Raw genomic sequence first — 19510 nt, forward strand, 5'->3', positions numbered from 1 at the left:
CTTTACCTGTTTCCAACTATATTGCTAATCTTTTTGCCTCTTTTGCTTGCCACCTGACGAGGAGACAACATACTATCAAAAGCCTTAAACACCGCACATATAACGTTATGAGGATTATTTGATCTAGTAGATTTAGCTACCACATCCTTTATACCTAACACCTCAAAAACTGACCTAATCGCTCCACCAGCAATAATACCTGTTCCGGCTCTTGCAGTTCTTAAAACTATCTCACCAGAACAAAATTTAGCTTTAATATCATGATGCAAAGTTCTACCTTCACGCAAGTACACTCTAATCATCGATTTCTTTGCAGCATTTGCAGCTTTGACTCTTGCTTCAGCAACTTCTGCGTGCTTACCTATTCCACATCCTACCCTACCCCTCTCATCGCCAACAACAACCAAAATTGAAAATGAAAATCTTCTACCACCTTTGGTAACCGTTGTTACTCTTCGTACCGAAACTAAAAGCTCTGATAAATCATTATTATTTTGTAAATCCTTTATAGCCATATTCAAACCCTTCTAAAACTCAAATCCAGAACTTCTTAAAGCCTCAGCAAATTGAGAAACTAATCCTGTATATTTATACGCTCCACGATCAAACGTAAGCTGCTGCTCTAATTTCATGCCAGATAGACGCTCAACCATTAAAGAAGAAACCTGTTTTATAGTTTCAGCGTTGACTTTCCCTTTACATACATCCTTAATTTTAGCATCCAAAGTAGAAGCTGAAGTGAGAGTTACTCCTTTTACATCATTAATTAACTGGACGTAAAAATGCCTATTAGATTTAAATATGGATATACGTAAACGTTCAGCGCTCTTGTCAAGCTTCGCTCTATTACGTAACTTCCTTTTTTCAGAATTACTTAAAAAATTATACGATCTTTTCATTTTTATTACTTCTTTTTACTTACAACCTTACGCAGCATAAATTTGCCTTTTATTACAACACCCTTACCTTTATAAGGATCATATTTTCTAATTTTGCATATATCAGACGCCACCATATAGACCTTCCGCTTATCCATACCACTAACTACTAAGTGAGTTGGCTTTATGCACTTAATCTCAACATCTTTAGGCACTTTATATTTAACATTATGGCTATAACCAAGATATAAAGTCAAATACTTACCATCACACTCTGCCTTATATCCAACACCGTTAATCTCAAGATTAACAGAAAAACCATCAACCATGCCGTTAATGATATTATTAATATTACTCCTATAAGTGCCCCACATAGGCTTTATTTTATCATAATTATCTTTATCTTGATCAACAGAAAGCAATAGCTGATTATCAATAATCTGACACACAACATCCCTGATCAAGCTAACTTCTTTTTCAGCCTTAGCACTCTTTATTAACATACTACCATTGTTATATTCAACTGAAACACCAGCAGGAATATTGATAGGAGCAGCACCTATACGAGACATGAATTTCTCCTATTATTTAAAACACACGACACAAAACTTCTCCACCAACCTTTAACTTACGTGCATTATAATCAGTCATCACTCCTTTGGGTGTCGATATAATAAAAATACCAAGACCATTATATGCTTTAGAAATGTCCTTATACTTAGAATAACGACGACAACCAGGCTTTGACACCCTAACTATGTCACTAATTACAGGTAACTTCTCATAATACTTCAATTTTACAATGAAAGAAGGTAAATTACCTACAACTTGCTTTTCATAATCAAGGATATACCCTTCCTCTTTTAAAATCTCCAATATAGAAGAATTCATCTTAGAAAATAGTACCCTTGTTGCCCTATGCATTGCCAATTGAGCATTACGTATCCTTGTTAAAAAATCACCAATACTATCAGATAACGCCACAATATACTCCTTATATTATATTTACCAACTAGACTTTGTAACTCCTGGAACTTGCCCAAAAGAACATAAATCACGCAAAACAATTCTACATAAACCAAATTTTCTATATACTCCTCTTGGTCTCCCAGTTAAAGCACACCTATTTCTAATTTTGGTTTTAGAAGAATTTCTAGGCAATTTTTTAATTAATTTATTTTGAGCTGTAAACCTTTCTACAATAGACAAATTCTTATTATTTATTATAGATCTCAATTTTTCTCTTTTTTCTTTATATTGATCGCACAACTTTATTCTGCGAAGATTTCTTTCTATCATAGATTTTTTTGCCATATATTTCTCCTCTCAATTAATCAAAAAAAGGAAATTTAAGAGCCAGTAATAATTCCTTTGCTTCCTTATCACTAACTGCACTTGTTATAATATTAATATCCATACCTCTAATTTTACTTATTTTATCATAGTCTATTTCTAAAAACGAGATATGTTCCTTTATACCAAAGGAAAAATTACCATTACCGTCAAATCGCTTCACACTAAATCCTCTAAAATCTTTTTCCCTTGGCAAAGCAATATATATCAATCTTTCTAAAAACTCATACATTTTATCTCTGCGCAAAGTTACTTTGCAACCTACTGTAGCACCTTTTCTGATCTTGAAGCCAGAAATAGATTTTTTTGCAAAAGTTGATAAAGGCTTCTGCCCAGCAATCAAATATAGGCTATCAAGTGGTTCATTTATTGCTTTACTATCTGTAGCAGCATCTCCAACGCCCATATTGATACACACCTTGACAAGTTTAGGCACTTGCATTATATTGCCGTAATTAAACTTATCCTTCAAGGACTTTACTATGCTATCTTTATACAATTCTTTAAACATATCAACCTAATCTATCACTTCTCCAGAAACTTTTGCAAAACGCACTTTTCTACCGTCTATAACCTTAAACCCCACTCTAGTTGGAGTTTTATATTTAGGGTCCAATGTTGCAACGTTGGATATATCAATAGCTAACTCTTTATTTAATATACCACCACTACTACCAGCTTTTGGTTTAGTATGTCTCTTATGCACATTCACTCCAGAAACAATTACTTTCTTTTTAGCATCACGTGCTATAACTTTGATTACCTTACCAATTTTTCCCTTATCTTTACCAGTTAAAACTATAACGTCGTCACCACTTTTTATTTTAGCACTCATTATAAAACCTCAACAGCTAATGACATTATCTTCATAAAAGAACCAGATGATAACTTTTTTACCGGACCAAACACCCGAGTGCCAAGTGGTTCACCTTGATCGTTAATCAAAACTACAGCATTGCTAGAAAAACGAATTACAGAACCATCAGATTTTCTAATAGGGCTTTTCACCCTCACCACAACTGCTCTATATACTTTTCCCTTCTCAACTTTCCCTCTTGGAGTAATAGATTTAGTAGATACAATAACTGTGTCACCTATAGATGCAGACTTTCTACCACCCAATAAACCAATACAAAGCACTGCACGCGCGCCAGAATTATCAGCTACTTCCAACAATGTATTTTTTTGAATCATATAAATATCCTATTCAATGTGAGCTATTAACAATAACCCATTTTTTAGTAGTAGAAATAGGCTTGTGTTCTTGTATTAAAACCTTGTCCCCTTCTTTACAACTATTATTCTCATCATGTGCTGTATACTTCTTGTATTTTTTTATAACCTTTTTATACAGCTCATCCTTATACACTTGTAATACCGAAACCTTTACAGTCTTATCACACTTAGCCTTAGTTACAGTACCACAAAAAACCTTTTTAGGCATTCTTTTCCTCTCTTCTTCTTTTATTTAATGTAGTTAAAATACGAGCTATGCTCTTTCTTATTAAGCTAAAACGCGAAATATTGTTGCACTGGCCCAGCTTCTTTTGAAAAACCAAATTAACAAACTCTTTTCTCAAATTCACAAGAATTTCATGCAATTCTTGCGAGGACCTCGATTCAATGTCAGCTATATCCATTGCAACTCCATTTAATTATAATTAGATACAAATTTACACTTCATAGGAAGCTTAGCAGTTGCCTTTTCAAGCGCCAATCTTGCTAAATGCATGGGAACATCACTGCTAATTTCAAACAACATTCTACCGGGCTTAGCTTTAAATACCCAAAACTCAACACTACCTTTCCCTTTACCCATACGCACATCCGCCGGCTTTTTACTAACAGGGGTATCAGGAAAAATTCTTATCCACACTTTACCAGAGCGTTTTAATGTTCTAGATATTACACGCCTTGCAGTTTCAATATGCTTAGATTGAATCCTACCTGCTTCCATAGCCTTTAGACCATAATCTCCAAAAGATAATGTGCTACCACCCTTCGTGTTACCCTTAATTCGTCCTTTAAATACTTTTTTATATTTACTTTTTTTAGGAATAAACATTTCAATATACCTAATTAGTTACCAATATAAACCCAGACCTTAACTCCTATGATGCCATATATAGTTTTTGCTTCAGCAAAAGCATAATCTATATTAGCACGTAAAGTATGCAAAGGCAAACGGCCTTCTTTATACCACTCAGTACGAGCTATCTCAGCCCCGCCAAGGCGCCCAGAACAACTTACTTTAATACCTCTAGCACCCATCCTCAAACAACTTTGAATAGCTTTTTTCATCGCTCTTCTAAATGAAACCCTTTTTTCTAACTGCTGTGCAATGCTGTTTGATATTAAAACTGCATCTATTTCAGACCTTTTAACCCCTACTACATTCACTTCCACATTATTTTTTACTTTTTCAGCTATCTTTTGCTTTATCTTCTCAATATCCGAGCCTTTCTTACCTATTATCACTCCAGGTCTAGAAGAATGTATTATTACAGATACCAAATCGATCGTACGCTCTATAATTACTTTAGAAACACCAGCATGCTTAAAAGATTCATTTATATAACTGCGAATAGATAAATCTTGATGCAACCCTTGTTTATAACCCTTCTCAGCATACCAAATAGATGACCAAGTATTAATTATTTTTAACCTAAATCCCCTAGGATTAACGTTTCCCATATTTTTGCACTTTCCTTATTAATTTTCTATTTTTATGAATCATATAATTTCCCCCAATTTTACAGTTATATTACTATAACGTTTACTAACTCTATTAGCTCTACCCATAGCTTTTGGACATACCCTACGCAAAGTAAGAGACTTACCTATTAAAATTTCTTTTATATATAAATTATCGATATCCAATCCATAATTTTGAGCATTAGCAATCGCAGAATTTAATACCTTCCTTATAAGACCTGCAGCTTTCTTTTCACAAAATCTTAATTGCACAGTGGCAAAAGAAACTTTTTTATTACGTACTAAACCAGCAACCAAATTCAATTTACGAGGAGTTGATTTTAAAACCCTAGAACCAGCTTTAACTATTACATCTCTGTTTTTCATATCAATTACCTTCTTGTCGCCTTTTTATCACCACTATGCCCAGTAAATTTACGAGTGGGTGAAAACTCACCAAACTTATGACCTATCATATTCTGATCATTAACATTCACAGGAATGTAATCCTTACCATTATAAACAGCAAACTTTAAACCTAAACAATTAGGAAGAATTACAGAAGCCCTGGAATGAACTTTTATAGCCATGTTAACAAACCCCTTGTTTAAAGCATTATTCACCGACTTTAATATAGAAGGATGACAAAAAGGAGGCTTCCATGCAGATCTACTCATAAACTAACCTTTCAATTGTTTTATATACTTATCACTAGATTTATTTCTCCTTCGAGTTTTCTTTCCTTTTGTTACAACACCCCAAGGAGTAACAGGATGACGACCACCAGAGGTTTTTCCTTCCCCGCCTCCATGAGGATGGTCAACCGGATTCATTGCAACTCCACGTACAGTAGGTCTAATCCCAAGCCACCTACTTCTCCCAGCTTTACCCAACTTTCTATTCTTATGGTCAGGGTTAGATACTACACCAATAGTAGCCTTGCAAGAAGATAAAATCAACCTAATTTGACCAGACCTGAGTCGTAATAAAACATATTGGCCATCACGACCAACGATCTGTGCATAACAACCAGCAGCTCTAGCAATCGCAGCACCATTACCTGGCTTCAGCTCAACATTATGAACGAAAGAACCAACAGGTATATGCTTGAGTAGTAAACAATTCCCTGGCAAAATATCAGCATCATTCCCAGCTGTAACAACATCACCTGGCTTCATACCTTGAGGAGCTAATATATAAGACTTAATATCATCTTCCTTATATGATATTAACGCCAAAAACCCACTTCTATTTGGGTCATACTCTACTTTTTCAACTATACCTTGACCACTTCTATTACGCTTAAAATCTATCACTCTATACTTCTTTTTGTGACCACCACCCCTATGACGAGTTGTAATTCTACCATGATTATTTCTTCCACCACTGGACTTTTTACCGGATGTAAGAGACTTTTCTGGCTCATCTTTTGATAAACCAACTTTACTTACTAACACAGTCCCACGAGAAGACGGAGTAACAGGATTAAAAAATTTCATACCCATACTAAACGCTCATTATATCTAATTCTTGACCATCCATCAAAGAAAAATAAACTTTCTTTTTCTGTTTTTCACAACCAATCACACCCCTAAAACGCCTATATTTAGGCTTAATTCTAACAACATTTATAGAAGAAATTTTAACATCAAATAGAGACTCTATTGCCAACTTTATTTGACGCTTATTTACATTTACAAAAACATACAAAGAATATTTATTAAACTTCTCCCTCAAAAAAGAGGCCTTTTCTGTAATTATAGGAGATTTTATTATATTATTATATTTGATCATAACAATCTACCTTCAAGATGCTTTAAAGTATCCTTTGTCAACATCACGCATTCGTGATTCAATATATCAAAAACATTTAACCCAATAGGTTTGATTAAGTCTACATAGTGCAAGTTTTTAGCCGCACGCAACAAATCATCTCCATAATCACCAACCATCAAAAAGGAAGAAAATTTAAAATTTTTAATACATTTACACATTTCAGACGTTTTTTTCACATCAATATTTAAATTATCCAGAATAATTACTTGATTATTTAAATACTTTAGAGATAAAGCAATTTTTAAACCAAATTTGCGTACCTTCTTATTAAGAGAATAAGTATGACTCCTCACAACAGGGCCGAAAATAATCCCACCACCTCTAAATTGAGGAGATCGCAAGCTCCCTTGTCTTGCCCTACCGGTACGTTTTTGACCATAAGGTTTAGCTGTTGTACCAGAGACATCACTAATACCTTTTGTTTTATGAGTACCAGCTCTTCTCTTCGCTAATTGCCATCTCACTATATCATGCAAAATACTCAATTTTTGCTTAGCAGAAAATATCAAAGGATTGAGCTGAGCAGTACCTACATTATCATTAGATAGATTAACTAAATTACATTCCATAACTAACTTACCAAATTACTAGCATCATCATTTACATCTAACAGTAAACCTACCGGAAAAGGAACATCTTTATGTAAAGATTTTTTAACTGCATCTCTTACAAAAACATAGGAATTTTTAAACCCAGGAACATTATTACCCTTCACAGCAATTATACTATTTTCATGATCAATGGATAATATCTTCATATTTTGTACAGTTATCCTGCTGTTACCTAAATGACCAGCCATTTTCTTTCCTTTAAATACTCTACCAGGATCCTGACATTGGCCAGTGGAACCTTGTGATCTGTGAGCAATAGAAACACCATGAGATGCCCTAAGCCCACTGAAATTATGCCGCTTCATCACACCAGCAAATCCTTTACCTATAGAATAACCCGTAATATCAAGATATTGACCAACCACAAAATGATTGATTCCCACTTTTTTACCACATTCTATTCCCGACAGGTCATTTAATCTACTTTCGTATAACTTACATTTATTATTTATACCCTTTTTCTTTAAATATTCCAACTGAGGTTTTGCTATATTTTTAAAATCTCCTGTGCCTAAAATGACTGAATTATAGCCACATTTATCTTGTCCTTTTATATCAATAATATAAGTTTCGCTGAGATGCAATAAAGTTACAGCCATGCGACTATTGTCAGAATACATAGCAGTATGACCAATATTCATCATTAGTAAACCAATTCTCCTCAGCGAATTTATTCTCTTCATTTCCTTCTCCTAAACCTTAACTTCCTTGACTTTTAAATCCACTTCTACGCCAGCAGAAAAAGATAAACCTGTAAGCATCTGCATCATAGTAGGAGTAAGATCATGTAAAACAATCAAACGCCTAGAAGTTCTCATTTCAAACTGTTCACGAGATTTTTTATCAACGTGAGGAGATCTATTAACAATAAATTTAGAATCTTTCCTTGGCAACGCAATCGGACCAGATAATTTTGCACTGGACCGCTTCAATTCATCAACAAATTTTCGAACACACTCCTCCAATAAAGAACAATCGAAAGCCTTAATGTTAATATATATATCTTGCTTCATCTTAGTTACTACACTCACTCCAAAATTTCAGAAACAACACCAGAACCAACAGTTCTACCGCCTTCTCTTATCGCAAAACGCAATCCCTTATCCATTGCTATCGGTACTTGCAATTCTACTTCTACACTCACATTATCTCCTGGCATTACCATCTCCTTCCCATCTAGCAATTTTATGCTCCCAGTTACATCCGTTGTCCTTAAATAAAACTGTGGCTGGTAATTCGCAAAAAATGGTGTATGCCTTCCTCCTTCCTCTTTCTTTAATATATAAACCTCCGCCTTAAACTTTCTATGCGGCGTTATCGTCCCCGGTTTTGCCAATACTTGCCCTCTCTCTACTTCTTCTCTTTTTATTCCTCTTAACAATATTCCTACATTGAGTCCTGCACTTCCCTTATCCAGCAATTTCTTAAACATTTCTACACCTGTGCATATCGTCTTTTGCGTCGCTTTCAGACCTATTATCTCTATCTCCTCTCCCGTCTTTATCTCTCCCTTCTCTATTCTTCCTGTTACCACTGTTCCTCGCCCCGATATCGAAAATACATCTTCGATTGGCAATAAAAATGGTAAATCCACAGGCCTTGGTGGAACCGCTACATATTCATCTAACTTTTCCATCAATTTGTCTATTGATTTCTTTCCATATTCGCTGCTGTCATCCTCCAGCGCCTTGAGTGCTGAACCAACCACCACAGGCACTTCATCCCCTGGAAATCCGTATTTACTCAGTAATTCCCTCACTTCCATTTCTACTAAATCTATCATATCAGCATCAGCAACATCAGCTTTATTTATATACACCACGATATATCCAACACCTACCTGCTTCGCCAGCAATATATGCTCTCTCGTTTGTGGCATTGGCCCATCAACCCCCGACACTACCAATATCGCCGCATCCATCTGTGCTGCACCTACTATCATGTTCTTTACATAGTCAGCGTGTCCAGGACAATCAACGTGTGCATAATGCCTTTTTTCCGTCTGATACTCAACATGCGCTGTTGCTATCGTTATCCCCCTCTTCCTTTCTTCTGGCGCTTTATCTATCTGATCGTACGCTACAAAATTTCCATAATGCTTCGTTATCGCCGCTGTTAACGTTGTCTTCCCATGATCCACATGTCCTATTGTTCCCACATTTACATGCGGCTTTCCAAATGCTTCCACTATTGCTGTCATAATTTAAACTTTTCTACCTAAAATACAAATACATCAATAAATAATATGTTGATTTTATAAAAATACAACAAAAAAAAGAGCGGATAGTGGGAATCGAACCCACGTCACTAGCTTGGAAGGCTAGAGCTCTACCATTGAGCTATACCCGCACAATGGAGGAGGTAGGATTCGAACCTACGTACGCTCACGCGGACAGATTTACAGTCTGTTACCTTTAACCACTCGGTCACTCCTCCGCAAAAATTTGTTAAGAGAATACTATTTTAGCATCTTAACCTAAGCTCTTATTGTATTTAATACTAAACGCCTAAAATTAAAAAATCAAGCAATAAAACCTACCCTGATTAAAATCATGCAGATTTCATTTTATATAACACAATATTGCCAATAAAACGCCTAAACAAATAATGCGAATCATGCGTACCTGGCGCTTCTTCTGGATGATATTGCACAGAAAAGACTAGGTAATCCTTCATCATTATTCCCTCTACACTATTATCAAATAGAGAAATGTGAGTAATTTCAACATTACTTGGAAGAGAAGCTGAATCAACAACAAAACCATGATTTTGGCTAGTGATCTCAACTTTTCCACTAATTACATCATAAACTGGATGGTTACTCCCTCGGTGACCAATATCCATTTTAATGGTCTTTGCCCCCAAAGTAATCGCAAGTAATTGATGGCCCATGCATATGCCAAAAATTGGTATTTTAGATTTTATAATAATGTCTATTTCTGAAGCTACACTTTCTCCTATTTCTTGCGGATCACCAGGACCATTTGAAAGCACTATACCATCTGGATTCATACTCAACACTTTTTGAGCAAAACCTGTGCTTGGTCTGATTAATTCAACTGTACAACCAAGTTCTATTAAGCGTGAAACTATACTGATTTTTACGCCAAAATCAACGATTACAACCCTATATTTTGCATTAAGGTCTCTTTTAAAATTACTATGCAAGCTAACTTTATTGGTTATTTCTATCCCATTTACAGGTTTGTATTTCTTCAATTCATCCAACACATGCGTCTCGCTTGACGGGTATATCATTCCATTTTGAGATCCATGTTCTCTCAAATGTCTCGTTAAAGCTCTAGTATCAATTCCTGATATCCCAATCACGTTATTTTCCTCTAACCAATCATTTAAACTGATACATGAAGAAGGGTGGGACATAGAAGAAAGTTCACGCATAACCACACCACTTGCAAAAATTTTCTTTCCTTCATTATCTTTATGGTTTATTCCAACGTTACCAATATGAGGAAAAGTGAACGTTATAATTTGATCGGCAAAAGAAGGATCAGTTATAGCATGCTGATACCCGGTCATACCAGTGGTAAAACAGACCTCACCTATGCACTTGCCTTTTTTACCTATTGATTTTCCCCAAAAGCATTTACCATCTTGTAAAATTAAAACTGCGTCCTGCACTTCATTATCTATTTAATTGATTCAAAACAGTATACAAGAATTTCAAATAATACGTAACTCTTTCTAAAATTCCCAACCTAACCACGAGGCGGCGAAGAACAATATGAAAAAATTTTTAATGTGCCCTTTCATAAAATATGTTGACTATCTCCGTATTTTATGTTAGATACAACTTAGTATTAGAAAATAGAGGGGTTATTATGTTTACAAGTGAGATCCAACCTAAAAACAAGTTACTAATTGCAGGAGCTGGCTTACTATTCTTTGCAGTGATGTTACCATCATTTTTTCTCTTAGCAAAAATAGCCATAGGATTAGCCATGATCGCAGTTGCAACAATCGCGGTAAAAATTTCCTCAAAAACAATATCAAATGCTCTTGAAAAAGAAAAAGCAGGTCAAAATCAGGCAGCACAACAAACAACAAAAAGTAGAATTATAAACCTAGCTATTGGATTAACATCTATACTTGTGGGAGGATTATCACTATTCATTATAGCACAAACTGGCTTGATTGCAGCATGTGCAGCTATAACTGCTTTAGCTCTACACGAATATGTTAAAAATGAAGAAATAGGAAAAGATATAAACAATAAATTCGATGAGGTAGCTGACAGTATAACTGATTTTATTGTTAGCAGTGTTGAAAAACTTATTCCAACAAAGCCGCCAGGTATAACAGCCTAAACTATCTCCGTTTAGGGTATAAGTGTTGAAAGTACCACAAGTAGCATCATACAAGGGGCGTGACGGTTCCTCTTCTCTGTGTGTCTTTAATATCACTATTTTGATATTTATAAAGACTTGTTCTTAACATATAAGGGGCATCGCAAATATTGAAGCAAAAGTGGTCAGTGCTTACTATACGAATATTGTGATTTGAATCCACTAGGGAGGATATCATCGCAGTGCCCAGACACTGGGATCCAGGAATTTTGATTAGAGATTAAATTGGTGAGTATAAAAGTAGCTAATCCTACGTTAAAATACAACGTTTTTAATGGGACTGCGTAAAAGGGCTGGATTCCAGTGTCAAGCACTGGAATGACACCTTTGTGTTTGAGGCAAAACCTGCTATAACATTTCTTCGTAAACAAACGTTCGTACAGTTATGTATCAGCTACTTTCATGGCACCATTTGTTGTAAACTCACATTTCTCTATGATTATCTTTATTTGCCGCTTTCCCGAACGGATGCTCTACAGTTATTTCCTCATTAATAGAGCGAGGTGCACCGGAACCAGGTACAACGATATTCTCGTGCGATTGCATATTCTTCTTTTCCTCACATGGTGTTTGCTTAATGAAATGTGCTGCTAAAACTTCATGTAAAGCTTTACCTTTTATAAGCACAGCCTCGTTTTGCTTAGCTAACTCTAAAATTTTCTTTGGTTCAACATCTTTACCGTCAATAGTTGATTTTTTAATACTAACTTGACCTAAATTTATATTTAGAACAACAGTACAGTTAAGGTCTTTTCCAGATTCATCTTTTGCACCCCAACTAATTTCGATGTCACATATTGCAAATTTTGTAAAGGAGTAGTTCCTCTGTTGTTTCTCATTCTTCTCAATTGTTACTATTCTTTCACCATTGCTGTATATTTTTGCTCTTTTTACCTCACTTTTCTCTTCTTCCATTCTTTTAGTTTCTTCAGTGAAAAGACGACTGGTTTCTAAACTTTGTTCAGGTTTAGTAATGTTGATATTAAGATGGTCATAATGATTAAGAAGACGGTTTGCATATGGACATGGCACATAACACCCATCAAAGAAAATTGCACTACCAGTTTTTAGAAATTCTTGTCCATCGCTCATTCCTTCACCAATTCGAATAAGATATCTACCCAACCTCTTTTTAAAATTTTCTTTTAACTCCTCCTGATCTTTAGAAGTAAGCTTCTTATCCAATATACCCATTATTTCTTTTCGCTTACCCAATACCACATAATTGAAAAGGAAAATATCATCCTCTCGATAATAATTTGCTATCTTGTCAAATGGATCTGCCGGCCAACCGTTATTATAATTTACGAAATCAGAAGAATCTTCACACTTATTATCCTTAAAATCAAAATTCAATCTTTCAAAATCTGATAATACTTTTTCTGCCCTATCTTCAAAAGACCGAAGTCCATCTTGAAGTTCTTTTCCATAACTCATTCCTTTGTCAATTTGAAGAACATATTGACCATATTTCTTTCTAAACTCCTCCTGTTCTTCGAGGAGAGGAAGATTCCTATCTAATATATCGATTATTTCTTTCCGCTTATTCAATATTACATAGTTAAAAAGGGCACTCTCCCCCTTCTTTTCATAATCGTCTGCTATTTTGTCAAAACACTTATTATCCTTAAACTCCAATTCCTCAAAATCTGAGAGCACACTTTGTACCTGAGTCTCATCGAATTGAAGATTTGCTTGAGGAGATAGAAGAGTCAACTTTTCTTCACTTTCCTCGGTACTCGAATTTTTGTACAAACCATTAAATAGATTTATAATACTAGAAAACATTTCACACCTCTATTGTTATAAGCAAACTTGATTATATCTTAATGCTAAATGTTGTAAAGCTAAAATTAGAAACTAAAAAAGCTAACATAAGTTCTGCATTGTTTGCAGCTTTATCAGCCTATTAGGCAGAATTATTAAAGAATTAGTTGAATAGGTATTATGATTCAATTTAACTCCATCCACAAGTTCTCCGCTTGTTACTCCAGTTGCAATGAACACTGATTCACCTCTTGCCATATCTTTTACGGCGTAGACTTTTTCTGGGTCATCAATATTTAAATTTTTTGCTCTTTCTCTTAACTGATCCGTATCAAGTACTAATCTTCCCTCCATCTGTCCGTCGATAGAGCTTAGCGCTGCAGCCGCAAGCACTCCCTCTGGTGCTCCTCCTATACCGATATACATATCATGATTGCCATTTACTAGTGAAACTATGGCCGCAACATCACCATCATCTATTAGTTTAATTTTTGATCCTAATTTCCTGATTTTCTCTATTAATTCACCATGCCTTTCACGTTTAAGTACAGTTACCACGAGATCATTCACTTTGCACTTTTTTGCCTTGGCTAAATTGTCTAGATTCTTTTCAATGCTATTTTTTAGTGAGACTACACCCTCTGGAAGATTTTTTCCTACCGCTATTTTTTCCATATAAACATCAGGTGCATGTAAAAAATTACCTTTTTTCGTTGCAGCAAGAACAGACATTGCCCCTGGTTTGTAATGAGCACAAATCGTAGTGCCCTCAAGTGGGTCAACGGCAATGTCGATTTCAGGACCATTTCCAGTGCCAACCTTCTCGCCAATATATAGCATCGGCGCTTCATCTCTCTCACCTTCACCAATTACGATAGTACCATTTATTTCCATTGAATTTAATACTGTACGCATTGCATCAACTGCAACCTGATCAGCCCTTTTTTCATCACCAAAGCCTGCCAATTTATACGCAGCAAGTGCTGCAGCTTCGGTCACTTTAACTAATTTATAGGCTAAATCTTCCATCATTTACTTTAAGAACTATATTCAATATGTATCATGATATATCATGCTGCTTGAAACTGCAATATGTCTTGACTGATTATTAGGGAGTTGATATGATATAAGCATTATAGTAGTGGGATTATAGTGATGATAATGTTAGAAATTTCTATCTAGATATAGATAGAATTACAGGACGTGATAACACAGTTACTAGTTTGGAAGAACTAAAAAAGAGGTTAAGGAAAGAAGTTAATTTTCAAGATGAATGTGAAGGAGGCAATTCATCAGGGAACCTACTTCTAAAACATGCAACCGAAAATAACAACCCACGCGTTAAGGATTTTCTCCTCCAAAATGGGTGTGAACCCCTTCAACAAGAGCAAATAACCGCAGCAATAAACAAGGAAGAAGAGGCACCTAATGTGGAAGAGAATAGAGCAGACAGTAATGAAGTAGATTCTAGTAACTTCATAAACCCTGGTATGACTGCTGAAGTACTTTATGAGCAACTAATACAAGGGAAAGAAACAAATCTGGCAATTTTTGACTCGTTTGCAAATGCTGTAAGAGAGTCCAATATTACCGGCGATCGTGGCATATTTCTAGATGTTGTAAAATTGTTTACAGATTTAGATGCTGTAATCCATCTTACAGATACTGCTTCCAGAACTATATTGGGCATAGCTACAATAACAAAACAAGCTGACGTTGTTAAGGTACTTTTGGATAGTGGCAAATTTTATGAAGAAGAAAAATTTAACGCTCTGTGTCTTGCTATTACTCAGGATAATGCCCAAGAAGCTGAGCTAATTTTGGGTTACGTGAGTCCTGCAAGCAGGAAAGAGGCTTTACAAGTGGCCATACAGGTAGGTAAAACTGAAATTGTTAATGCGTTCTTGAATAGAGGTAAGCTTAATGAAGAAAATAGAGCAGAACCCAGCAGCAGTAATGGAAACATTGGTAGTAGACCTGTAGCAACAGTGCCTCCAGTTAGTACTAATGTTGATAATCGCAATCACGACAATGAAATACCTGTAGTAACAGAGACTAACCAAACTACCACGCCAAATAGTGATAATGTTAATGGCCAATCAAATCATAATAACAAAAATAAAACGCCTGTAATACCAGAGGCTAAGCAAACTGCCACACCAAATAATGATAATAAAGCTAACGGCTTTGTAGATGCTCAATTTTCTGTGCCAAATGAAAAAGAAGCTAAATATAAAAAAAGCAAGGAAAATTTTTACACCTCATTAACAAAAGATGTTGTTGGAGTTGTTATCACAGGATTATTCATTACTGCTGCTGTGATGGTTCCATTTGTAACTGGTGCAGTGATTTGTGGTGTTATAGCTGCTTTGGTTGCAATAGCTACCGGGTTGCATGTAAAAATTCTACATTACCAAGTTATAGGGAGATGAGAGAGAATGAAGTTGAACGTGTGACAGGATGTCATCCCAGTGCCCAGACACTGGGATCCAGAAGGTCATAATAAAAACTAGATTCCAGCGTCACGCGCTGGAATGACACCCTCTGGTGGGCTCAAACCATATGAGTAGCCAACACTGCCACTATACTTACCTAGCAAATTTAGATCTAACACTAGACTGTGCTGCCACTAACTTTGCAATCGGTACTCTATAGGGTGAGCATGAAACATAATCTACCCCTGATTCGATGAGAAACTCTATAGATTTTGGATCTGCTCCATGCTCTCCACATATACCCAGTTTTATTTCTTTTCGGGTTTTTTTGCCTCTTTCAATGGCTATCTTGATTAACTCCCCTACCCCTTCGATGTCCAGCACTTCAAATGGATCATTGTCAAATATGTTGCTTTCCTTATAAGAATCGAGGAAATTAACTGAATCATCTCTTGAAAGTCCCATGGTTGTTTGCGTTAAATCATTAGTGCCAAAACTAAAAAACTCTGCATGTTTTGCTAACTTATCAGCAATCAGTGCTGCTCTTGGTAGTTCTATCATCGTTCCAATTGAGTACGCCTTGTCTGATGTCATTCCAGCGCGTGACGCTGGAATCTGCATCTGGATCCTAGCTGAGATGACAGAGGATTCTTTCTTTGCTAGCTCGCATATCAGAACAAACTCTTTCTCACTCATGATAAGAGGAATCATGATTTCAGGTTCCACTTCTATCTTCTTTTCTTTCTTTAATTCACTTGCAGCACTAAGTATTGCCCTAATCTGCATGCTATATATTTCAGGATGAGAAATAGCAAGTCTACAACCTCGATGGCCAAGCATTGGGTTCTTTTCTGATAACTGTGCTATTTTATTTTTTACTGACTCAACTGACTTACTAAGTGATTTGGCAATTTTTTCTATAGTAGACTGATCATTGGGTAAAAATTCATGCAAAGGTGGATCAAGCAACCGTATAGTGACTTCCCTGCCCTCCATAATAGAAAATATTTCTTTGAAATCAGACTTTTGCATTTCTTCTAGTTTAATGAGCGCATTTGCCCTTTCATTTTCATCGTCAGCTATTATCAATTTTTGAATGAATTCGATTCTATCACTAGCGAAAAACATATGTTCTGTGCGACATAAGCCTATACCTTCTGCACCGAATTCTTTTGCAATTTTTGCATCTTTTGGAGTATCAGCGTTCGCTCTCACTTTGATCGTTTTGATTTCATCTATCCAGTTGATTATCGTTTTGAATTCTTGCGATAATTCAGGCGAAATTGTAGGAAGAATGCCAAGCATAACCTCCCCTGTTCCTCCGTTGATGGTAATTGGTTCACCTTTATTTACTTTTGTATCCCCTACAGAAAAGAAAATTCCATCTTTATCGATATAAAGTCCACTTACACTGCAAATGCATGGCTTACCCATTCCACGGGTTACAACAGCAGCATGCGAGGTCATCCCTCCCCGTGCTGTTACTATGCCGCTTGCAGCATTCATTCCATTAATATCTTCAGGACTCGTTTCTGACCTTACTAAAATCACTTTTTTACCCTGCTCTGCAGCTTTTTCAGCATCACTTGCACTAAACACTACATATCCAGAAGCAACACCTGGAGAAGCAGGTAGCCCCTTCCCTATTACTTTTTGGTCACTCTCAACGTCAAGAACTGGATGCAATAAATTGTCAAAGGTTTTTGGATCAATTCTCAATACTCCTTCTTCTTTTGTAATCGTTCCTTCGTTTACCATATCAACTATTATGCGAATAGCAGCTTCAGCCGTGCGCTTGCCAGACCTAGTCTGCAAAATCCATAATTTACCGTCCTGTACAGTAAATTCGATATCCTGCATGTCTTTATAGTGCCTTTCAAGTTTTTCACATACCACACATAATTCTCGGTAGACACTTGGCAGCAACTTCTCCATGGTGTTTTTTTGCTCTCCGTCAATTGGCATAGGAGTATAAACACCAGAAACCACATCCTCACCCTGAGCATTAATCAGAAATTCACCAAAGTATTTTTTTTCTCCAGTTGAAGGATTTCGTGTAAATATCACACCAGTTGCAGAATTATCATTTAAATTACCAAAAACCATTGCTTGCACGTTGACCGCTGTTCCAAGGTTTTCAGGAATATTATGTATTCTTCTATAGGAAACAGCCCTATCATTTTTCCAAGAGGCAAATACTGCATTAACTGAGTTTAACAATTGCTCTTCAACGTTCTGCGGGAAATGTTTTCCTGTTTTTTCATGTACTATCCTTTTGAAATTGTTAACAATTTCTTTTAAAACATCAACATCAAGATCAGCTAAGCTTTTTGCTCCACTCTTTTGCTGCTTATTATCAATAACATCTTGAAATAGGTGATGATCAAGCTGTAGTACAACATTGGAGTACATCATGATGAAACGGCAGTAGCTATCGTAAGCAAAACGTTCGCCACTTTTTTTTGCAAGCCCAACAACGGTTTCATCATTTAGGCCAACATTTAAAATAGTATCAAGCATGCCCGGCATTGAACTAACACTACCAGAGCGTATTGAAACTAATAAGGGGTTATTTAAATCCCCAAACTTACAACCGATGTCATTTTCGAGCATCGCCATGTAGTTTTTGATTTCACTACATATGTCATTCCAGTGCGTGACCACATTTTTTTCTGGATCCGAGTAGTCAGCTACTTGGATGACAGAAGATCTATTGTCTTGATAATAGACTTTGCAAGCAGAGGTGGAAATTGTGAAACCAGGTGGAACAGGAATGCCAACATTGCACATTTCTGCTAAATTTGCCCCCTTTCCTCCCAGCAGATTTTTCATTTCTGCATTGCCTTCGCACTTGTTCTGGCTGAAGTAATGTATTAATTTTTCTCCCATCATTTTCTCCGGATTTTCACTGATAAACACATTGTACATATAGTTCCAATAAACCTGTGAAGACTTGAAACCTTAGGATAATAAATTTTACAAAATTTGGCAACAACGTCCCTTACAACAACATCAGTAAAGTTAACAAAAAAGACGACAAATTATTGAATTATTATTAATAAGAATATATAATATAAAGATACATTTAAAAATTTTTACTATGGCTCTTTCAAAATTTCTCGATCCTCGCAATGATTTGTGTTTCAAAAAAATCTTTGGCACTGAAAAAAAAATAAGAATATTCTTATCCATTTTTTAAACGATATTTTAGGATGTACTGAAGTCAACACTATACAAGAAGTAGAATTCTTAAGCACTATTCAAGATGCTGAAATTGCCTCTGATAAGCAAAGTATAGTTGATGTTCTTTGCAGGGATTCTAGTGGGAACAGGTATATAATTGAGATGGTGCGACCTGAAAGTCTTCGGTCATATTGTTTAAAAGGAGAGGAATTCATTCAGAAAGAAACTGAAAGGATTCTAAAACTTATTAAACCAGATGTTTTGCCATCTGAGTCTACGCATCAGTGCGAATCGGGCAACCGGTTGGTGCCAAGCGATGCGGACAATGAACCTCCTCTTGAAAAAGAAGATGCTCAATCGTGAGAGGAGCATAAACTACAAGCATC

At 35.9% G+C, this 19510-nt stretch carries 27 protein-coding genes, 2 tRNA genes and 1 pseudogene; 4 read left to right on the forward strand and 26 right to left on the reverse strand.

The features are described 5' to 3' along the window. Positions 1-2: 2 nt before the first annotated feature. The 23 genes from rpsE to carA form a co-directional block, all read right to left on the reverse strand. Positions 3-515, reverse strand: a complete 513-nt coding sequence (gene rpsE / locus ACEL90_RS04610; protein WP_423348781.1) for a 30S ribosomal protein S5 — start codon at positions 513-515, stop codon at positions 3-5. Positions 516-527: 12 nt separating this feature from the next. Next, positions 528-899 (reverse strand): 50S ribosomal protein L18, encoded by a 372-nt coding sequence (gene rplR, locus ACEL90_RS04615; protein ID WP_353274531.1) that lies wholly within the window; start codon positions 897-899, stop codon positions 528-530. Between the two features lie 5 nt (positions 900-904). Next, the gene (gene rplF / locus ACEL90_RS04620; protein WP_423348782.1) at positions 905-1450 is read right to left on the reverse strand and encodes a 50S ribosomal protein L6; all 546 of its coding nucleotides are present in this window, start codon (positions 1448-1450) and stop codon (positions 905-907) included. A 16-nt stretch (positions 1451-1466) separates the two neighbouring features. Then, positions 1467-1862: a 30S ribosomal protein S8 gene (rpsH, locus tag ACEL90_RS04625; RefSeq protein ID WP_423348783.1), complete on the reverse strand. Its 396-nt coding sequence runs from the start codon at positions 1860-1862 to the stop codon at positions 1467-1469. A 21-nt stretch (positions 1863-1883) separates the two neighbouring features. Next, positions 1884-2192: a 30S ribosomal protein S14 gene (rpsN, locus tag ACEL90_RS04630; RefSeq protein WP_423348784.1), complete on the reverse strand. Its 309-nt coding sequence runs from the start codon at positions 2190-2192 to the stop codon at positions 1884-1886. Between the two features lie 16 nt (positions 2193-2208). Further along, on the reverse strand, positions 2209-2742 hold the full coding sequence (gene rplE / locus ACEL90_RS04635) for a 50S ribosomal protein L5 (protein WP_423348785.1): 534 nt from the start codon (positions 2740-2742) through the stop codon (positions 2209-2211). A 6-nt stretch (positions 2743-2748) separates the two neighbouring features. Then, positions 2749-3066 (reverse strand): 50S ribosomal protein L24, encoded by a 318-nt coding sequence (gene rplX / locus ACEL90_RS04640; RefSeq protein ID WP_006279347.1) that lies wholly within the window; start codon positions 3064-3066, stop codon positions 2749-2751. Further along, positions 3066-3425, reverse strand: a complete 360-nt coding sequence (gene rplN, locus ACEL90_RS04645; protein WP_006279348.1) for a 50S ribosomal protein L14 — start codon at positions 3423-3425, stop codon at positions 3066-3068. The genes rplX and rplN overlap by 1 nt, the downstream gene beginning before the upstream one ends. Positions 3426-3438: 13 nt before the next feature. Then, positions 3439-3675 carry a 30S ribosomal protein S17 gene (gene rpsQ, locus ACEL90_RS04650; protein ID WP_007549925.1) on the reverse strand — a complete coding sequence of 79 codons (237 nt, stop codon included), beginning with the start codon at positions 3673-3675 and terminating at the stop codon, positions 3439-3441. Further along, positions 3668-3871 (reverse strand): 50S ribosomal protein L29, encoded by a 204-nt coding sequence (gene rpmC / locus ACEL90_RS04655; RefSeq protein ID WP_006279350.1) that lies wholly within the window; start codon positions 3869-3871, stop codon positions 3668-3670. The genes rpsQ and rpmC overlap by 8 nt, the downstream gene beginning before the upstream one ends. Before the next feature lie 11 nt (positions 3872-3882). After that, a complete protein-coding gene (rplP, locus tag ACEL90_RS04660; protein ID WP_423348786.1) occupies positions 3883-4296 on the reverse strand; it encodes a 50S ribosomal protein L16 in 414 nt (137 codons plus the stop codon). A 14-nt stretch (positions 4297-4310) separates the two neighbouring features. Then, a complete protein-coding gene (rpsC, locus tag ACEL90_RS04665; protein WP_423348787.1) occupies positions 4311-4925 on the reverse strand; it encodes a 30S ribosomal protein S3 in 615 nt (204 codons plus the stop codon). A 39-nt stretch (positions 4926-4964) separates the two neighbouring features. Next, positions 4965-5312, reverse strand: coding sequence for a 50S ribosomal protein L22 (gene rplV, locus ACEL90_RS04670; protein WP_007549821.1), 348 nt, complete (start codon positions 5310-5312; stop codon positions 4965-4967). A gap of 5 nt (positions 5313-5317) precedes the next feature. Continuing rightward, positions 5318-5602: a 30S ribosomal protein S19 gene (rpsS, locus tag ACEL90_RS04675; protein WP_006279181.1), complete on the reverse strand. Its 285-nt coding sequence runs from the start codon at positions 5600-5602 to the stop codon at positions 5318-5320. Between the two features lie 3 nt (positions 5603-5605). Then, entirely contained in the window at positions 5606-6430 is an 825-nt protein-coding gene (rplB, locus tag ACEL90_RS04680; RefSeq protein WP_423348788.1) for a 50S ribosomal protein L2, read from the reverse strand. Position 6431: 1 nt separating this feature from the next. After that, entirely contained in the window at positions 6432-6719 is a 288-nt protein-coding gene (locus ACEL90_RS04685; protein WP_423348789.1) for a 50S ribosomal protein L23, read from the reverse strand. Beyond that, positions 6716-7330: a 50S ribosomal protein L4 gene (gene rplD, locus ACEL90_RS04690; protein ID WP_423348790.1), complete on the reverse strand. Its 615-nt coding sequence runs from the start codon at positions 7328-7330 to the stop codon at positions 6716-6718. Before rplD ends, ACEL90_RS04685 begins: the two co-directional genes overlap by 4 nt. A gap of 2 nt (positions 7331-7332) precedes the next feature. Beyond that, positions 7333-8055: a 50S ribosomal protein L3 gene (rplC, locus tag ACEL90_RS04695; RefSeq protein ID WP_423348791.1), complete on the reverse strand. Its 723-nt coding sequence runs from the start codon at positions 8053-8055 to the stop codon at positions 7333-7335. 9 nt (positions 8056-8064) lie between these two features. Continuing rightward, a complete protein-coding gene (gene rpsJ / locus ACEL90_RS04700; protein ID WP_012673184.1) occupies positions 8065-8385 on the reverse strand; it encodes a 30S ribosomal protein S10 in 321 nt (106 codons plus the stop codon). Positions 8386-8399: 14 nt separating this feature from the next. Next, a complete protein-coding gene (tuf, locus tag ACEL90_RS04705) occupies positions 8400-9572 on the reverse strand; it encodes an elongation factor Tu (RefSeq protein WP_423348792.1) in 1173 nt (390 codons plus the stop codon). Positions 9573-9650: 78 nt separating this feature from the next. After that, positions 9651-9721, reverse strand: a tRNA-Gly gene (locus tag ACEL90_RS04710). A gap of 4 nt (positions 9722-9725) precedes the next feature. Further along, positions 9726-9808, reverse strand: a tRNA-Tyr gene (locus ACEL90_RS04715). A 114-nt stretch (positions 9809-9922) separates the two neighbouring features. Further along, positions 9923-11014: a glutamine-hydrolyzing carbamoyl-phosphate synthase small subunit gene (gene carA, locus ACEL90_RS04720; protein ID WP_423348793.1), complete on the reverse strand. Its 1092-nt coding sequence runs from the start codon at positions 11012-11014 to the stop codon at positions 9923-9925. Between the two features lie 200 nt (positions 11015-11214). On the opposite strand from carA, the gene ACEL90_RS04725 reads away from it, so the two are divergent. Next, entirely contained in the window at positions 11215-11700 is a 486-nt protein-coding gene (locus tag ACEL90_RS04725; RefSeq protein WP_423348794.1) for a hypothetical protein, read from the forward strand. A gap of 462 nt (positions 11701-12162) precedes the next feature. On the opposite strand, the gene ACEL90_RS04730 is transcribed toward ACEL90_RS04725, so the two are convergent. Next, positions 12163-13527: a hypothetical protein gene (locus tag ACEL90_RS04730; RefSeq protein ID WP_423348795.1), complete on the reverse strand. Its 1365-nt coding sequence runs from the start codon at positions 13525-13527 to the stop codon at positions 12163-12165. An 81-nt stretch (positions 13528-13608) separates the two neighbouring features. Continuing rightward, positions 13609-14535: a class II fructose-bisphosphatase gene (gene glpX / locus ACEL90_RS04735; RefSeq protein ID WP_265024331.1), complete on the reverse strand. Its 927-nt coding sequence runs from the start codon at positions 14533-14535 to the stop codon at positions 13609-13611. Between the two features lie 194 nt (positions 14536-14729). Here glpX and ACEL90_RS04740 point away from each other — a divergent pair, with 194 nt between their 5' ends. Continuing rightward, positions 14730-15938 (forward strand): ankyrin repeat domain-containing protein, encoded by a 1209-nt coding sequence (locus tag ACEL90_RS04740; RefSeq protein WP_423348796.1) that lies wholly within the window; start codon positions 14730-14732, stop codon positions 15936-15938. A gap of 156 nt (positions 15939-16094) precedes the next feature. Here the strand turns inward: ACEL90_RS04740 and ppdK are convergent, their stop codons facing one another. Beyond that, positions 16095-18830 carry a pyruvate, phosphate dikinase gene (ppdK, locus tag ACEL90_RS04745; protein WP_423349299.1) on the reverse strand — a complete coding sequence of 912 codons (2736 nt, stop codon included), beginning with the start codon at positions 18828-18830 and terminating at the stop codon, positions 16095-16097. 211 nt (positions 18831-19041) lie between these two features. Here ppdK and ACEL90_RS04750 point away from each other — a divergent pair. Both ACEL90_RS04750 and ACEL90_RS04755 read left to right on the forward strand, forming a co-directional pair. Further along, a pseudogene (locus ACEL90_RS04750) lies at positions 19042-19289 on the forward strand (PD-(D/E)XK nuclease family transposase); the annotation flags it as partial. Next, complete coding sequence (locus ACEL90_RS04755; protein ID WP_012481961.1) at positions 19287-19487, forward strand: hypothetical protein; 201 nt, start codon at positions 19287-19289, stop codon at positions 19485-19487. The pseudogene ACEL90_RS04750 and the gene ACEL90_RS04755, both read left to right, overlap by 3 nt. Positions 19488-19510 lie beyond the last annotated feature (23 nt).

This window comes from Wolbachia sp. wLmal (assembly GCF_049435495.1).
GTDB classification, from domain to species: Bacteria; Pseudomonadota; Alphaproteobacteria; order Rickettsiales; family Anaplasmataceae; genus Wolbachia; species Wolbachia pipientis.

Bases quoted from the DNA above. Each gene is read 5' to 3' on its own strand.
- rpsE (WP_423348781.1), bottom strand. From the start codon at position 515: ATGGCTATAAAGGATTTACAAAATAATAATGATTTATCAGAGCTTTTA.
- rplR (WP_353274531.1), bottom strand. From the start codon at position 899: ATGAAAAGATCGTATAATTTTTTAAGTAATTCTGAAAAAAGGAAGTTA.
- rplF (WP_423348782.1), bottom strand. From the start codon at position 1,450: ATGTCTCGTATAGGTGCTGCTCCTATCAATATTCCTGCTGGTGTTTCA.
- rpsN (WP_423348784.1), bottom strand. From the start codon at position 2,192: ATGGCAAAAAAATCTATGATAGAAAGAAATCTTCGCAGAATAAAGTTG.
- rplE (WP_423348785.1), bottom strand. From the start codon at position 2,742: ATGTTTAAAGAATTGTATAAAGATAGCATAGTAAAGTCCTTGAAGGAT.
- rplX (WP_006279347.1), bottom strand. From the start codon at position 3,066: ATGAGTGCTAAAATAAAAAGTGGTGACGACGTTATAGTTTTAACTGGT.
- rplN (WP_006279348.1), bottom strand. From the start codon at position 3,425: ATGATTCAAAAAAATACATTGTTGGAAGTAGCTGATAATTCTGGCGCG.
- rpsQ (WP_007549925.1), bottom strand. From the start codon at position 3,675: ATGCCTAAAAAGGTTTTTTGTGGTACTGTAACTAAGGCTAAGTGTGAT.
- rpmC (WP_006279350.1), bottom strand. From the start codon at position 3,871: ATGGATATAGCTGACATTGAATCGAGGTCCTCGCAAGAATTGCATGAA.
- rplP (WP_423348786.1), bottom strand. From the start codon at position 4,296: ATGTTTATTCCTAAAAAAAGTAAATATAAAAAAGTATTTAAAGGACGA.
- rpsC (WP_423348787.1), bottom strand. From the start codon at position 4,925: ATGGGAAACGTTAATCCTAGGGGATTTAGGTTAAAAATAATTAATACT.
- rplV (WP_007549821.1), bottom strand. From the start codon at position 5,312: ATGAAAAACAGAGATGTAATAGTTAAAGCTGGTTCTAGGGTTTTAAAA.
- rpsS (WP_006279181.1), bottom strand. From the start codon at position 5,602: ATGAGTAGATCTGCATGGAAGCCTCCTTTTTGTCATCCTTCTATATTA.
- rplB (WP_423348788.1), bottom strand. From the start codon at position 6,430: ATGGGTATGAAATTTTTTAATCCTGTTACTCCGTCTTCTCGTGGGACT.
- ACEL90_RS04685 (WP_423348789.1), bottom strand. From the start codon at position 6,719: ATGATCAAATATAATAATATAATAAAATCTCCTATAATTACAGAAAAG.
- rplD (WP_423348790.1), bottom strand. From the start codon at position 7,330: ATGGAATGTAATTTAGTTAATCTATCTAATGATAATGTAGGTACTGCT.
- rplC (WP_423348791.1), bottom strand. From the start codon at position 8,055: ATGAAGAGAATAAATTCGCTGAGGAGAATTGGTTTACTAATGATGAAT.
- rpsJ (WP_012673184.1), bottom strand. From the start codon at position 8,385: ATGAAGCAAGATATATATATTAACATTAAGGCTTTCGATTGTTCTTTA.
- tuf (WP_423348792.1), bottom strand. From the start codon at position 9,572: ATGACAGCAATAGTGGAAGCATTTGGAAAGCCGCATGTAAATGTGGGA.
- ACEL90_RS04725 (WP_423348794.1), top strand. From the start codon at position 11,215: ATGTTTACAAGTGAGATCCAACCTAAAAACAAGTTACTAATTGCAGGA.
- ACEL90_RS04730 (WP_423348795.1), bottom strand. From the start codon at position 13,527: ATGTTTTCTAGTATTATAAATCTATTTAATGGTTTGTACAAAAATTCG.
- glpX (WP_265024331.1), bottom strand. From the start codon at position 14,535: ATGGAAGATTTAGCCTATAAATTAGTTAAAGTGACCGAAGCTGCAGCA.
- ppdK (WP_423349299.1), bottom strand. From the start codon at position 18,830: ATGGGAGAAAAATTAATACATTACTTCAGCCAGAACAAGTGCGAAGGC.
- ACEL90_RS04755 (WP_012481961.1), top strand. From the start codon at position 19,287: ATGGTGCGACCTGAAAGTCTTCGGTCATATTGTTTAAAAGGAGAGGAA.